Source organism: Patescibacteria group bacterium (genome assembly GCA_028707065.1).
GTDB lineage: Bacteria > Patescibacteriota > Patescibacteriia > Patescibacteriales > WJLG01 > JAQTUZ01.
Genome location: JAQTUZ010000006.1, coordinates 1 through 15065, shown reverse-complemented (window position 1 = coordinate 15065; position 15065 = coordinate 1). Strand labels below are relative to the sequence as shown.

General features: G+C 46.1%; 9 protein-coding genes. All 9 read left to right on the top strand.

Annotation, left to right across the window (positions count from 1 at the left end; genetic code table 11):
• Positions 1-18: 18 nt before the first annotated feature.
• Entirely contained in the window at positions 19-1467 is a 1449-nt protein-coding gene (gene murE / locus PHE24_02810; GenBank protein MDD4902045.1) for a UDP-N-acetylmuramyl-tripeptide synthetase, read from the top strand.
• 4 nt (positions 1468-1471) lie between these two features.
• The gene (locus tag PHE24_02805) at positions 1472-2464 is read left to right on the top strand and encodes a DKNYY domain-containing protein (GenBank protein MDD4902044.1); all 993 of its coding nucleotides are present in this window, start codon (positions 1472-1474) and stop codon (positions 2462-2464) included.
• A 708-nt stretch (positions 2465-3172) separates the two neighbouring features.
• Positions 3173-6736 carry a DNA-directed RNA polymerase subunit beta gene (locus PHE24_02800; protein ID MDD4902043.1) on the top strand — a complete coding sequence of 1188 codons (3564 nt, stop codon included), beginning with the start codon at positions 3173-3175 and terminating at the stop codon, positions 6734-6736.
• A gap of 299 nt (positions 6737-7035) precedes the next feature.
• Positions 7036-8175, top strand: a complete 1140-nt coding sequence (locus tag PHE24_02795) for a hypothetical protein (GenBank protein ID MDD4902042.1) — start codon at positions 7036-7038, stop codon at positions 8173-8175.
• Between the two features lie 462 nt (positions 8176-8637).
• Complete coding sequence (rpoC, locus tag PHE24_02790) at positions 8638-12570, top strand: DNA-directed RNA polymerase subunit beta' (GenBank protein ID MDD4902041.1); 3933 nt, start codon at positions 8638-8640, stop codon at positions 12568-12570.
• A 106-nt stretch (positions 12571-12676) separates the two neighbouring features.
• The gene (gene rpmB, locus PHE24_02785; protein ID MDD4902040.1) at positions 12677-12871 is read left to right on the top strand and encodes a 50S ribosomal protein L28; all 195 of its coding nucleotides are present in this window, start codon (positions 12677-12679) and stop codon (positions 12869-12871) included.
• A 211-nt stretch (positions 12872-13082) separates the two neighbouring features.
• Positions 13083-13682, top strand: coding sequence for a site-2 protease family protein (locus PHE24_02780; GenBank protein ID MDD4902039.1), 600 nt, complete (start codon positions 13083-13085; stop codon positions 13680-13682).
• 85 nt (positions 13683-13767) lie between these two features.
• Positions 13768-14382 (top strand): hypothetical protein, encoded by a 615-nt coding sequence (locus PHE24_02775; protein MDD4902038.1) that lies wholly within the window; start codon positions 13768-13770, stop codon positions 14380-14382.
• A gap of 235 nt (positions 14383-14617) precedes the next feature.
• On the top strand, positions 14618-15037 hold the full coding sequence (rpsL, locus tag PHE24_02770; GenBank protein MDD4902037.1) for a 30S ribosomal protein S12: 420 nt from the start codon (positions 14618-14620) through the stop codon (positions 15035-15037).
• Positions 15038-15065: the final 28 nt, after the last annotated feature.

The following is a 15065-nucleotide window of genomic DNA, read 5'->3' as shown; positions in this document are numbered from 1 at the left end:
ACATAAACATTGAATTAAATGGATAAAATATTCTCATTCATCAAGAAATTGATCCCGAAAAAGATTTTCAAGGCGCTTCAGTCGCCGTATCATTATTTATTAAGCTGGAGTTCGGCTTTGTTTGCCGGTTTTCCGTCGGAAAAAATGGTGGTGATCGGTATTACCGGGACGATCGGCAAAACCACCACAGCTTATTTATTGTTAAGAACTTTGAAAGAGTGCGGATTTAAAGTTGGCTTATCTTCCACGGCAGTTTTTGATGACGGTAAAAAAGAATGGTTGAATGACAAGCGAATGACCATGGTCGGCCGATTTTTTCTGCAAGGTTTGCTGGCGAAGATGGTCAAGAACGGCTGCCAGTTCGCGATTGTGGAAACGACTTCCGAAGGCATCCGCCAATACCGCCACAAATTTATTAATTATGACTGGTTGATCTTTACCGGTTTATATCCCGAGCACATCGAATCGCACGGCGGTTTTGAGAATTACAAGAAAGCCAAGGGAAAATTATTCGAGCATTTGAAAGACTGCAAGATAAAATATGTTGATGATATTTTTAAAATCTGCAACCAGGCCAGCTGTCTGCAAAAAACCGATTTGAAACGGATCAAAAAAACCGTGGTCGCTAATCTTGATGATGAGAACGCGCCGTATTTTCTTTCCTTCTGGGCGGAAGAAAAAATCGGATTTAAGATGGTCGATTCTTTAACACACCCCGCCTCGCCGGGCTCGGCACCCCTCTCGAGAGGGGAATTAGACTTGCCTGAAAATTTACAGATTGAATATTACAGCGAAATAAAAACCGAAACGGAAGGCGTTTCCTTCCAGGCCTTTGGCGAAAAAATTCAGCTGTCATTATTGGGTGAATTTAATGCCGCCAATGCGATGGCCGCCGCTTGCGTGGCGCGGCTGGCAGTAAAAGATATCAATGAGATAAAAGAGGGATTAAAAAGCGTCAAAGGCGTGGCCGGCCGGATGGAAAAGATCGATGAGGGCCAGTCCTTTACTGTTATTGTTGACTATGCCTTCGAACCGAATTCTTTAGCCAAGCTTTACGATACGATTGAAAAATTTCCGCACAATCGGATTATTAATGTTTTGGGTTCGGCCGGCGGGGGACGCGATGTGGCGCGTCGGCCAAAATTGGGATTGTTAGTTGGCAAGCGCGCTGACTACGTAATTATCACCAACGAAGATCCTTATGACGATGATCCGTTATTGATTATCGAGCAGATTGCGATCGGAGCGGAGAAGGAAGGAAAAAAATTAAATTTCGATTTATTTAAAATCCCTGATCGCCGCGCCGCGATCCGCAAGGCAATCGAAATTGCCGAAGAAGGTGATTTGATTTTGATTTCGGGTAAGGGGAGCGAGCAATTAATGATGATGGCCAACGGCGAAAAAATCCCGTGGGACGACCGGACGGTGGCGAGAGAAGAGATAAATATGGTTAGAGGTAATAAATAAAATTATGAAAAAAATAGTATTACTTGTTATCAGTTTTGTTTTGCTGTTAGTCGGCATAACCGTTTTGTCTGCTTGTTCAGTCAAATTGCCGAGTGCTAAACAAAGTGTCGACAAGAAAGATACTGCAAATAAAACCGTAGAGACTGGCCATGATTTTTATAGAGACTTAGAAACTAGTACTTGCAATACAAATCTAAATGCTTGGAACGAAAGATTTTGTTATGATACAGAGAATTGCCGGGCTTTATGGAAAAATATTTGTCCGGGCAGTGAAACCATTAGCTTCAATTTCGGCAAGTTTGATGTGGAGACATTTGAATTGATATGTGGTCGCGACACTGCTTTTTGGAGCGGTGTTGTTAAAGATAAGAATGGTGTTTATTTGGCTAGTACAACTTACCCGAATGTTGAATGGGAGCATGTTAATCCAGAAACCTTTAAAAATTATAATTGTACGTATTTTAAGGATGGTGATAAAATTTTATCTCTTCCCCCGGTTTTGCCGCTCCGAATTGCAGGCGTTCTTGTTAATGTGTCCGGAGCTGATTCTGAAACTTTTGAAACAATTAAGTATAAACACACGGAATATGGTCAAGCTGCTGAAGATTTTCATTACGCAAAGGACAAAAACAATGCTTACTATATGGGACTTATAATTTTAGGGGCAGATCCTGCTTCGTTTAAAATTATAGATTTTATATATTCTAAGGATAAAAATAACGTTTATTACGTCGTCACTTCGCCAGATAAGCCCGTTCAGATTTCTAAAATTCAAGGTGTTGATGTTAAAAGTTTTAAAATTTTTGATGATTATATTTCCATAGATAAAAATAACGTATATTGCGGCGCCTCTGTGTTAAAGGGCGCTGACGTGAAGACGTTCAGAAAATTAGCTTCAAATGAAAAGAATGAACGTTCCGGTGATTATTGTGACAAAAATAATTGTTATTGGGCAAATTGTGCGAACATTAATAGTCGTCAAGGAGTTAGTTGGTAAGTATTTTTTTTTAAAAAAAAGTGGAATAAATAAATTTTTATAATATTGTCGGGAATAGACCCACCCCGTCAGTCCTCCGCCCGAGGCGGACAAGGCGGCGGACTGCCACCCCTCCCGAGGAGGGGACTTTTAACACACCCCGTCCGCGCGGCGCGGCCACCCCTCCTCCCGCACGCTATCGCTTTGCGGGACAGGCGAGGAGGGGACAAAATTTTTCGAACCCATCTACTTTTCAACTAAGTACCTGATTAACTAATCAACTAATCTGTGCATAACCTGTTGTCAAGTGATAATAATTTTCCATTTTGTCAATCAAAAAAACCTATTTTTATTCTAAAGTTAGATAAATTTGACAGATATCGCTAATTAGCCATTGGAAAACGCTTGACAGGGTAATAGTTACTTGCTAACATAAGGCACATAAGTTCAGATTCTTCTTTTGAGCCAGGGGCTCATTTTTATTCACTTTAAAAGCACTTCTGGCGTTTTTCCCGACGCTGGAACGTCTTCGAAGGTGATCTATTTAACCAATTTAATTTAACAGTTTATAAAAACTCAAACCTACCAGAGCGGGCTTTGAGGTTTTTTTGTCGTTTAGCGGTAAAAATATTTTTGAATATTTTTTTCCCGGTCTTCACTCGTGCTCAAAAAATAGACATTTATCAAAAAATTTAAAAATAATTATTATAAAAATTATTAATTATATTTATGTCTACCAAAAATGTTCCTAAGGAATTTATCGTCACCGGTACCGGCCGCCGCCTCTTCACTCACGGCAAGGGCGTGCTGGAAATGCCGAATCTGATCGAGATGCAGCTGGATTCTTATAAATGGTTCGCCAAAGAAGGTTTGGCCGAACTGTTCGATGAGATTTCGCCGATCACTGATTTCATCGGCCGCGACTTGGAACTTTATTTCGAAGAATATTATCTGGACGAGCCGAAATTCGACGAAAAGCAATCGCGCGCCAAGAATATCACTTACGAAGCGCCGTTGCGGGTGAAAACCCGCCTGGTCAACAAGCGCACCAAGGAAACCACGGCGCAGGAAGTTTTCTTGGGCGATTTTCCGTTAATGACCCAGAACGGCACGTTCATCGTCAATGGCATTGAAAGAGTCGTGGTTTCGCAATTGATCCGTTCCGCCGGCGTTATTTTTTCCGCGGAATTCATCAAGGGCAAGAAATATTATGGCGCGAAGATCATCCCGAATCGCGGCGCCTGGCTGGAAATCGAAACTGACGTTAATAAAGTCATCTGGGTGCGCATCGACCGCAAAAGAAAAGTCGCTTTCACTTCTTTATTGAGGGCTTTTGGCTACGCGACTGATGAATCGCTGATAAATTTGTTCAAGGATATCGATATTGTCCGCCGCGGCGAGGAGGAGCAGACTTTTATCGAAGCGACGATCGCCAAAGATGCGGCGCATAACGAAGAAGAAGGTTTGGAAGAAGTTTACAAAAAGATCCGTCCCGGCGACCTGGCCAATCCGGAAAACGCCAAGTCTTTGATCTATTCGATGTTCTTCCGTTTTGACCGCTACGATTTTGGCCGCGTCGGCCGCTATAAATTGAACCGCCGTTTCGGCGAAGGTTTGCCGGTCAATAAGGAAACCCGCGTCTTGCGCAAGGAAGATCTGGTGAACATCGTCCGCGAAGTCATCCGTTTGAATATTACTCAGGAACCGGAAGACGATATTGATCACTTGTCCAATCGCCGCGTCAGAGCGATCGGCGAATTGATCCAGAATCGTTTCCGCGTCGGTCTGGCCAGAATGGAGCGCATCGTCAAAGACCGGATGTCCACCGCTGATATCCATACTTTAACCCCGAACAAGCTGATCAATGCTCGTCCGGTTATTTCGGTTGTCAAGGAATTCTTCATGTCTTCGCAATTGTCCCAATTTATGGACCAGACCAATCCGCTGGCCGAGCTTGAACATAAAAGAAGATTGTCGGCGATGGGTCCGGGCGGTTTGACCCGCGAGCGCGCCGGATTTGACGTGCGCGACGTGCACACCACTCACTATGGCCGCATTTGTCCGATTGCCACTCCCGAAGGCCCGAATATCGGTTTGGTCGGCCACTTGGCCAGTTTCGCCCGTTTGAATTCTTACGGTTTTTTGGAAGCGCCGTATCGCCAGGTCTGGCATGATTTGGAAATTAATAATAAAGAACTTCCGGGCAAGATCACCCGCGAAGACGTTTATGAAATAAAAGACGCGGAATTGCCGCTCGGCAAAAAACATATTTTGATGTCTGAAGTGCCGGCTAATAAAAAAGGCAAGGTAATCATCAAGGCCGGCGAAAAGATCACTCATGAAGCGGCTAAGCATATCAAAGATAAAGTCAACGCTAAGGTTTTAATCCCGGTGGTGCCGGTCGTGACTGATGAGATCGTTTATCTGGACGCTTTTGAAGAAGAAAAATTCATTTCCACCGCCGCGACCACGCCGATCGATGAGAACGGCCATTTTCTGGTGGCCACTTGCGAAGTGAGAAAATACGGCAATCCGACCACCGATGAAGTAAAAAACGTCGATCTCTTCGGCGTTGCCGCCAACCAGATCATTTCCATCGCCACTTCCTTGATCCCGTTCATGGAACATAACGACGGCCAGCGCGCCCTGATGGGCACGAACATGCAGCGCCAGGCCGTACCGCTGATGACGGCCGAATCGCCGATCGTCGGCACCGGCGCGGAAGAAAGAGCCGCCCGCGATTCCGGCCACGTGATCATCGCTCTGGAAGACGGCGAAGTCACTTTTGTCGATGCCGCCAAAATAATCGTGCGCAATAAAAAAGGCGAAGATAAAGTTTATGAATTGACCAAATTTTTGCGCTCCAACGCCTCGACTTGCATCAATCAGCGACCGATCGTCGATTTGGGCGACCATGTCCATAAACATCAGGTATTGAGCGACGGCCCGGTCATTGATAAGGGCGAATTGGCTTTGGGCAAGAACGTTTTGATCGCTTTCATGGTTTGGGAAGGATTCAATTATGAAGACGCGGTGATCGTATCCGAGCGAATGGTCCGCGATGATATCTTCACCTCTATCTATATAGAGAACTATACGGTTGACGTGCGCGACACCAAGCTTGGTCCGGAATTGATCACTAACGACATTCCTAATATCTCGGAAGAGAAATTGAAAAATTTGGATGAGAGCGGCGTGATCCGCATTGGCGCCGAAGTTTCTTCCGGCGATATTTTGGTCGGCAAGATCACTCCGAAAGGCGAAACCGAATTGTCGGCGGAAGAAAAGCTGCTCCGTGTCATTTTTGGCGAAAAGGCCAAAGACGTGCGCGACTCTTCTTTGTATTTGGAACATGGCGAACACGGCAAGGTCGTCGATATCAAATATTTTTCCCGCGAAGCCGGCGATAAATTAGCCGCGGGCGTGATTCAATCGATCCAAGTTTCGGTCGCCAATTTAAGAAAGATCCAAGTCGGCGACAAGATGGCCGGCCGCTATGGAAACAAAGGCGTTATTTCCCGCGTCGTTGCCACCGAAGATATGCCATATATGGAAGACGGCACGCCGATCGACGTTATTTTGTCGCCTTTGGGCATTATTTCGAGAATGAACTTGGGCCAGACTTTGGAAGTTCATCTGGGTTTTGCCTGCAAAAAACTTGGCTATAAAGTTGCGACTCCGGCCTTGAACGGAATCGGCGAAGAAAAGATCCGCGAAGAATTGGCTAAGGCGGGTTTGCCGATCGACGGCAAGATCACTCTTCTGGACGGAAAAACCGGACAAGCCTATGAAAATAAAGTTGTCGTCGGCATGAAATATCTCTTGAAGCTTAACCATATGGTGGAAGACAAGATGCACCAGCGCTCGATCGGTCCGTACTCGTTGATCACCCAGCAGCCGCTCGGCGGCAAGGCGCAATTCGGCGGCCAGCGTTTCGGAGAAATGGAAGTCTGGGCCTTGGAAGGCTATGGCGCGGCGCATACTTTGCAGGAAATTTTGACGATCAAATCCGATGATGTGCCCGGCCGTTCTGCCGCTTATGAATCGATCATCAAAGGCGAAAAAATAAATAAAGTTAATGTGCCGGAATCATTTAATGTTTTGGTCCGTGAATTAAAAGGCCTTTGCCTCGACGTCCAGCTTTTGGGCGAAAAGCGCTCCGAAGGCGAGGAAGGCCCGCGCGACCGCGACGATGTCCGCCGTTCCAATCAAGACCGGAGAATCGAAGCGAGCGACAAGCCGGGATGGGGGAAGGAGACAGATACGGAGAGAGTAGAGAAGAGAGAGGAATAAATTGTTATATTGTTAAATTGCTAAATTGTTGCGCAACGTTTTTTCTTTTGTCATCCTGAACGGAGCGTAGCGGAGTGAAGGATCTATTGTGCTAGAAGTTCGTATAATAATTTTAAAAATTTTTGTCGAAGAAGTTCGGAGTTCCTGCAAAATAGATCCTTCGCGCGGCGCTCAGGATGACAAAAAATAAAAAAGCCCCCTCTATTTTAGAGGGGTGGACGCCCAAAAGGCGGACGGGGTGTGTTTTGTCGAAAAATTTCTCATCTTGCGTAAACGCGCAAGCGATAATTATAAAAAATATGCGAAAAATTATTCAAGGGTTGGTTCTGGGAGTTTTGCTTTTCGGCATAGCAGGTTCGGCAATGGCGGCTGATTTTGCCACCGCCACGGGCAAAGATGGCAACGTCTTGGTTGGCGCGGCAGAAACCCACAAGAATCTCTACGCGGTTGGCGGCAATGTTACCGTTAACGGCATTACGACCGGTGATCTTACCGCGGCCGGAGGTTTTGTAACCGTCTCAGGCGACGTGGAAAAAGATCTGCTCTTAGCCGGCGGCACGCTGAATTTAAGCGGCACGATTGGCGACAACGCGAAAATCGCGGGCGGAAACATTTTTATCACCGGTCCGGTCAAGGGCGATTTGGCTATCGCCGGCGGCAACATCAATCTGACGGGCAAATCCAGCGTGGACGGAGATCTGTTGATCGCGGGCGGCAGCATCACGATTGACGCGCCGGTCAAGGGAAATGTGAAAATCGCCGGAGGCAATGTTATCATTAACGGCAAGATCGACGGTAGTTTGGATGTTAAAAGCGGTTCGCTTACTTTCGGTTCAGGCGCGGATGTGGCGGGTAACATCAATTATTCGGGAAAAGCTAAAGCCGAGGTTAATTCGGGAGCCAAGGTCGGCAATATCAATTTTACGGAATGGCAGCCCCAAGTACCGACCAAGAAATCGATGGCCGGATTCCTGACGTTCGCGTTCCTGATCAAAATTTTGGCCTGGATGGTCGCGGCTTGGCTATTGATGCATTTTAAAAAGTCTTGGGTGATGAAAGTGTCCGACAGCGTTCAGTCTAAACCCTGGTCGAATCTGGGTTGGGGATTGGTATATCTGATTGCGATTCCTCTGGCCATAATCCTATTGTTCGCCACGCTGATTGGTTTTTATGCCGCGCTGATTGTCGGCGCCATCTTTGCCGTCTTGCTGCTGGTGGCCCATATTTTTGCGGCGCTGATCGCCGGTTTCCTGATCGTCAAGCTGTTTAACAAAACCAAAATCGATATCCCTGTGTGGCAGCCGATCGTGATCGGCGTTCTGGCTTACATGATCGTCAGTCTGATCCCGTTCCTCGGCTGGATCGCGACGGCCATCATCTTCTTGATGACTTTCGGCGCCCTGGTCAAAAGCGCGGGCGAAATGATCAAAGAGAAGTAAAAATGAAGAAATTTTTTATTTTTGTCATCCTGAGGAGGAAGCCGCCTCGGCTGACGACAAAGGATCTATTGTCCGAGAAGCACGTGATTTTTCATTAAAAATTTTTAACGAAGAAATCCAAACTTCCTGCACAGTAGATCCTTCGCCAGGGGCTCAGGATGACAAAACAATAGCGTTCTCAAATACTCCACCTCAAAATAATTATAAATTACGAATTATAAATTATAAATTGGGGTGGAGGGTTGAGGATGATATGGAAAAAGTAAAAAGTAATAAGTAAAAAAGTCCCCTCTCGGGAGGGGACTTAATCAGATCCTTCGCGCGGCGCTCCCTCCCAAGGCGGGCAGGCAGGATGACAAGAAAGAACGTTGCGTAACAATGTAACAATGTAGCAATGAAACACGATTCAGAATCATCCGAATTAAATTTATTAAATAAAAAATTATATAATAATAAACGCATATGCTGAATCCAATTAAAACTTCCGACTTTGATGCCATTAAATTAAAGTTGGCGTCGCCCGCGGAAATGCTGGCCTGGTCGCATGGCGAGGTTACTCGGCCGGAGACCATTAACTATCGCACGCAAAAAGCTGAAAAAGACGGCTTGTTTTGCGAGCGTATTTTCGGCCCTTCCCGCGACTGGGAATGCTATTGCGGAAAATATAAGAAGATCCGCTACAAAGGAATCGTCTGCGATAAGTGCGGCGTCGAGGTCACGCGTTCGATAGTAAGGCGCGAGCGTTTCGGCCATATCAAACTGGAAACGCCCTGCACGCATATCTGGTTTTTGCGCGGCATCGCTTCCAAGATCGGCTTGCTTTTGAATTTGTCGATGCAATCTTTGGAAAAGGTGGTTTATTTCGCGAGCTTCATCATTACTGACGTGAATATGGATTTGAAGAACGCCACGCTCGAGCAGATCAAGGGCGAATTCAAGGAAAAGAAAAAGAGCATCGCCGACGAATACAATCACCAGGTCAAGGAGATCCGCAATAAGAAAGGTAAGATGATGAACGAGGGCATGGATGCGGCCGAAGCGGAATTGACTTTGGGCAAGGAGGTTGACGCGCTGACCAAGGTTAAGGAAGAAAAATTGGATAATTTGAATAAATATTTTGCCGAATCCCAGCGCGAACTGAAAGATTTGAAACCGATGCTCGTCGTCTCCGAAGATATTTATCAGCGCTTGTCGCTGAAGTACGGCCATATTTTTGAAGCCGGCATCGGCGCCGAAGCGATCGTCAAGATTTTGGAAAAAATCGATTTGACCAGAACGATCGAACGTTTGGAAAAAGAATTGGAGCACGCGGTGGATTCCAAGCAGGAAAAGATCATCAAGCGCTTGAAACTTTTGAAAAGCTTGCGCGTGAACGATATCCGCCCGGAGTGGATGGTGCTTTCGATTATCCCGGTCATTCCGCCGGATCTTAGGCCCATGGTTTCGCTCGAAGGCGGACGCTTTGCCACTTCGGATTTGAACGATTTGTATCGCCGCGTCATTAATCGCAATAATCGCTTGAAGCAATTGATCGAACTTTCCGCGCCGGAAGTCATCTGCCGCAATGAAAAAAGAATGTTGCAGGAAGCCGTTGATGCTTTGATCGATAACTCGGCTCGCGCCTCCAAGACCACGATCGCTTCGACTGGCCAGAAACGCCAATTAAAATCTTTAGCCGATTCGCTCAAGGGCAAGCAAGGAAGATTCCGCCAGAACTTGCTCGGCAAGCGCACCGACTATTCCGGCCGCTCGGTCATCGTGGTCAATCCGAAATTGAATTTGGACCAGTGCGGTTTGCCCAAGCGCATGGCCTTGGAATTGTTTAAGCCGTTTATTATCAGTAAATTGATTGGCAAAGAAATAGTCCATAATGTCCGCTCGGCTTCCCGTTATATCGATGCCGGACCGGATGAAGTTTGGGATATTTTGGAAGACATCGTCAACAAGTCTTATGTGCTTCTTAACCGCGCTCCGACTTTGCACCGCCTCGGCATCCAGGCTTTCAAACCGATCTTGATCGAAGGCAAGGCCATTCAGATCCATCCTTTGGTTTGCACCGCTTTTAATGCCGACTTTGATGGCGACCAAATGGCCGTCCACGTGCCGCTGACCGAAGAAGCCAAAGCCGAAGCCCGCGATTTGATGTTGGCCTCGCATAATTTATTGAAACCGGCGACCGGCGATCCGATCGTCACGCCCAACCAGGATATTGTTTGGGGCGCTTATTATTTGACCTCCACCGGAGAAAAGCCGGAAGACAAAGCGGAAAAAGATTTCCATTATTTTTACAATGAGACCGACGCCAAGAACGCTTATGAATACGGCCAGATCAAATTGCAGAATTTCATCAAGGTAAAAATAAATAGCGAGATGGTAAAGACAACCGTTGGCCGCATCCTCTTCAATGAAGTTTTGCCGGAAAAATTGCGCTTCATGAACAGGGTGGTCAAGAAAGGCGATTTGAAACAAGTGGTCAAGGATTGTTTGCATCATTATGGCGAAGAAGAAACCGTGAAGTTCGTTGATAACTTGAAGAACCGCGCTTTCGAACTGATCACCAAAAGCGGCTTGTCTTTCGGCATGTCTGATCTGCCGCACTTTCCTGACGTGGATACCAAGATCGCCGAAGCGGACAAGAAGGTTGATGAAATAAAATCCCAATACGAAGAAGGCTTGCTCACCGATTCCGAACGCTCGAGCAAAACTATCGAACTTTGGAGCGATGTCAAAGAAGAGATCATGGAGATCTGCAAAAAGCAATTGCCGCCTTCAAGTTCGGTTTATTCGATGATCGATTCCGGCGCCCGCGGCTCCTGGGCGCAGCTGACGCAGATACTGGGCATGAAAGGCTTGGTGACTTCGCCTTCCGGCGGCATCATCGAATTGCCGGTCAAGGGAAATTTCAAAAAAGGTTTTGATGTTTTGGAATATTTTATTTCCACGCACGGCGTCCGCAAAGGTTTGTCTGATACGGCTTTGCGCACCGCCAATGCCGGTTATTTGACCCGGCGCTTGGTCGACGTGGCGCAAGACGTGATAGTTTCCGAAGAAGATTGCGGCGACGAGGAAGGCATTGTGATCACCAAGAAGGAGAGCGAAGAAATGGGTGAGACATTAATGAAGAGGATCGGCGGGCGCTATTTGGCCAAAGATTTGAAGGATGTCAAGGGTAAAACGCTCTTTAAAAAAGGAGAACTTTTGACCGAGTCCGCGATCGACGAGATCAAAGACAAGGAGATCGACGAGGCTTGCATCCGCTCGGTCTTGTCTTGCCGTTTGCCTCGGGGAGTTTGTTCTCATTGCTATGGCTATGATCTGGCGCGGAACAAAACCGTGGCTGTCGGCGTTCCAGTCGGCATTATTGCCGCCCAATCCATCGGCGAACCGGGTACGCAGCTCACGATGAGAACTTTTCATACCGGCGGCGTGGCCGGCGGCTCTGACATCACCCAGGGTTTGCCCAGAGTGGAAGAAATTTTTGAAAACCGCACGCCGAAAAAGAAAGCGATCATTTCCGACGTCGATGGCAAGGTCAAGATCGAATCGGAACAGAAAACCATCAAGGATGAAAACGGCGCCGAAGTTTTGGTCACTAACGCCCGCGTCAAGATCTTGAAAATTTATTATAAAGGCGAAGTGACGGAAAAATATCGCTTGAGCGCCGCGGCTGTTGAAGGCGACGAGAAAAAGGAGGCGATGAAGATCTTGGTCAAAGAAGGCGACGAGCTGAAAGCCGGCGACGCGCTTTATACTTTGGGCAAAAAGACAATCACCGCCCGCGAGGGAGGCCGGGTGGCGATTACCGCCAAACATTTGAAAGTGATCAGGGAAACCGAAAAAGTCGAGGAAATGATCATCCCCAAAGGCACTACTTTATTAGTTAAGGACGGCGACGAAGTCAAGCGCGGCCAGCAATTGACCGACGGCAGCTTGGATTTGGATCAATTATTCCGCTTGCAAGGGCGGGCCGCGGTGCAAAAATATATCATCAAAGAAATCCAGTACGTCTATTCTTCGCAGGGCCAGCCGCTGAACGACAAGCATGTCGAGATTATCGCCCATCAGATGTTCTCTCGTTTCTTCATCACCGAGGCCGGAAAGTCCGATCTGCTGCCCGGCGAAGTGGTGGAAGAAAGCATTATTGCCCGCCTGGATGAAGATGTGCGCAAGACAATTAAGGCCGAAAGATTGCTTTCCGGCATCACCAAAGCTTCCTTGACCACCGAAAGCTTCTTGTCCGCCGCTTCCTTTCAGGAAACCGCCCGCGTCTTGATCGATGCGGCTTTGTCCGGCAAGATCGATTATCTTGAAGGTCTGAAAGAAAACGTGATCATCGGCTGCCTGATTCCGGCCGGCACCGGATATAAGGGAAAGAAGAAAAGAGCGAAGTATTAAACAAAAAGTAAAAAGTAATAAGTAAAAAGTAAAAAAAATAAGAAATAATGTCGTAAAGTATTCTTGTATACTAAATACCAAATACTTTATACTAAATACCAATTTTATGTCCAATCGTTGCGATATTTGCGGGCAAGGCCCGACTCGGGGAGCGAAGCGTTCCCATTCCAACCGCCAAACTCTCAAGCGGCAATATTTGAATTTGCAAGCGGCGACAATCAACGGCAAAAAAGTTAAATTGTGCGCAAGATGTTTGAAGACTTCGAAGAAACCGGCGAAAGCTGCCGCCAAGAAAAAATAACCAATAAAAAATACCCAATATTTTAAAAAATAATAAAATATTTAAATATTAAATTATTTTTTGCCATGCAGCAGTCTCGCCTCGGACTGCTGCCGGATTGAAATATTTTCTCTTCCTTTTTGCCATGCAGCAGTCTCGCCTCGGACTGCTGCCGGATTGGTAATAATTGCGTCGCAGTCCCGAGGCGGAGACTGCGACGGGGCAAATTTTTATGACGATTATTCCAATTTTCATCATCGTCGTCCTCATCTTCTCGGCCATCGTGCACGAATATATGCACGGCTGGATGGCCAATGAATTAGGCGATTCGACGGCCAAAAATGCCGGCCGGCTGACTTTGAATCCGCTGGCACACTTGGATCCCTGGGGTTCGGTGATCATGCCGATCTTGTTGTATTACACGACCGGTTTTATTTTCGGCTATGCCAAGCCGGTTCCTTATAATCCTTATAATCTCCGCGATCCGAAATATGATCCGGTCAAAGTCGCCTTAGCCGGTCCGTTATCTAATTTAGTCTTAGCGATTTTTTTCGGTTTGTTTATCCGTTTTATTCCGATCGGCAACGAATTGTTAGTTCAGCTTTTGAGCGCGATTGTGGAAGTAAATTTGATTTTATTCATCTTCAATATTTTGCCCATCCCGCAACTGGACGGTTCTCGCGTAATTTTTCCTTTTTTACCCCGCCCGTTGCAGGAATTTTATCTGCGCACCGAAGCCTTTGGAATTTTCATCGCTCTGCTTTTTGTCCTCGTCGCCTTCCCGTTTATTGCGGTTATTGAAGGATTTTTGTATAAATTAATTGTTGGTTAATTGTTTTTTAGATATTGACTGAATAGATTATTCATATTAAGCTAAATTCAAATAAAATTCACTTTTTTATCGAAAGGCGGTAAAAATGGCTCCTTCAAAATCTTATCTGGAAAAGTTGGCCACGCGCTGGTCGAACCCTCTGACGCAAAGAATGTTCATCTGTTTGTTTTTTCTGATCGCCGTGTTGGGTGCGGATTGGTTTTTATCAGTCTTACTCTATCGCCATGAAGTTTTGGGCAATGGTTTCATAAAAATGGCGCTGGCAATCAATCACCCTGTCATGAAAGAGCTGGTGGTCGTTTATGGAATGCTGCCTTCAGTGATTGTCATGGCAATAATCTGGGCGACGACTTTTGTGGGTACGTTGGTTTATTTGCCCAGCGTTTTTTTGCGAACAATGATTTGCGCATTTTTCGGCCTGGATGAAGACGAAACATCGTTTTTTATCCGTAGTTGGTGCTCCATAAGCTCCGATTACAGCTGGATTAGCGATGCAATTTTTGACAAGCGTCGTCCATTTAGAGTTCTGCTTTATTTAGCCGGATGGGGAATTTCCAATGTCCGCAAGGGTTTATTTTGGATTATTTTTTGGCCGGCGTTCGTTGCCATGAAGCTGGCGAAAATAATCGGAACCGCATTGGGCCAGTTCGCTAAAGTTTTCAGGACTATGTACTTTTCTTCATATAATGCAAAATATTAGTGGATTTTTTGGGGAAATAAACCGCGAAATCAATGGTGATGGCGCGGTTTTTAAAATCCTTGACTTATTTACAAGTATTTGATAAATTATAGGTAATCAATATCCCGATTAGTCGGGATTGTTTTAATACCACAAAATTTAGTTAATTAGTTAATTAGTCAATTAGTTGTATAAGAAAATATTTTTTACTTGTAGACTAATTAACCAATTAACTAATATACCAATTTACTAAGATATGCCTACTATCAATCAATTAGTCCGCAAGGGAAGACATAGCAAAAGAAAGAAGATGAAGTCGATCGCCTTGCATTTATCGAACGATACTTTGCACCGCAAGAAGACTGTTTCCGCTCATGGGGCGCCTTTTAAACAAGGTGTCTGCGTTAAGGTTACCACCACCACTCCGAAGAAGCCGAACTCGGCTTTGCGCAAGATCGCCCGCGTCCGCTTGTCCAACGGTATGGAAGTTACCGCTTATATCCCGGGAATCGGCCACAATCTTCAGGAGCACTCGATCGTCTTGATCAAGGGCGGCAGAACCAAGGATCTGCCGGGTTTGCGCTACAAAATCATCCGCGGCATGTACGACGCGCAAGGAGTTGAGAATCGGAGACAATCGCGATCGAGATATGGAGCCAAGAGACCAAAGAGTTAAAGAAATTTGAAATTGGAAATTTGAAATT

What these genes read in the sequence shown, in the direction of transcription:
- rpoC (MDD4902041.1), top strand. Translation starts at nt 8,638, where the DNA reads ATGCTGAATCCAATTAAAACTTCCGACTTTGATGCCATTAAATTAAAG.
- rpmB (MDD4902040.1), top strand. Translation starts at nt 12,677, where the DNA reads ATGTCCAATCGTTGCGATATTTGCGGGCAAGGCCCGACTCGGGGAGCG.
- murE (MDD4902045.1), top strand. Translation starts at nt 19, where the DNA reads ATGGATAAAATATTCTCATTCATCAAGAAATTGATCCCGAAAAAGATT.
- PHE24_02795 (MDD4902042.1), top strand. Translation starts at nt 7,036, where the DNA reads ATGCGAAAAATTATTCAAGGGTTGGTTCTGGGAGTTTTGCTTTTCGGC.
- rpsL (MDD4902037.1), top strand. Translation starts at nt 14,618, where the DNA reads ATGCCTACTATCAATCAATTAGTCCGCAAGGGAAGACATAGCAAAAGA.
- PHE24_02775 (MDD4902038.1), top strand. Translation starts at nt 13,768, where the DNA reads ATGGCTCCTTCAAAATCTTATCTGGAAAAGTTGGCCACGCGCTGGTCG.
- PHE24_02800 (MDD4902043.1), top strand. Translation starts at nt 3,173, where the DNA reads ATGTCTACCAAAAATGTTCCTAAGGAATTTATCGTCACCGGTACCGGC.
- PHE24_02805 (MDD4902044.1), top strand. Translation starts at nt 1,472, where the DNA reads ATGAAAAAAATAGTATTACTTGTTATCAGTTTTGTTTTGCTGTTAGTC.
- PHE24_02780 (MDD4902039.1), top strand. Translation starts at nt 13,083, where the DNA reads ATGACGATTATTCCAATTTTCATCATCGTCGTCCTCATCTTCTCGGCC.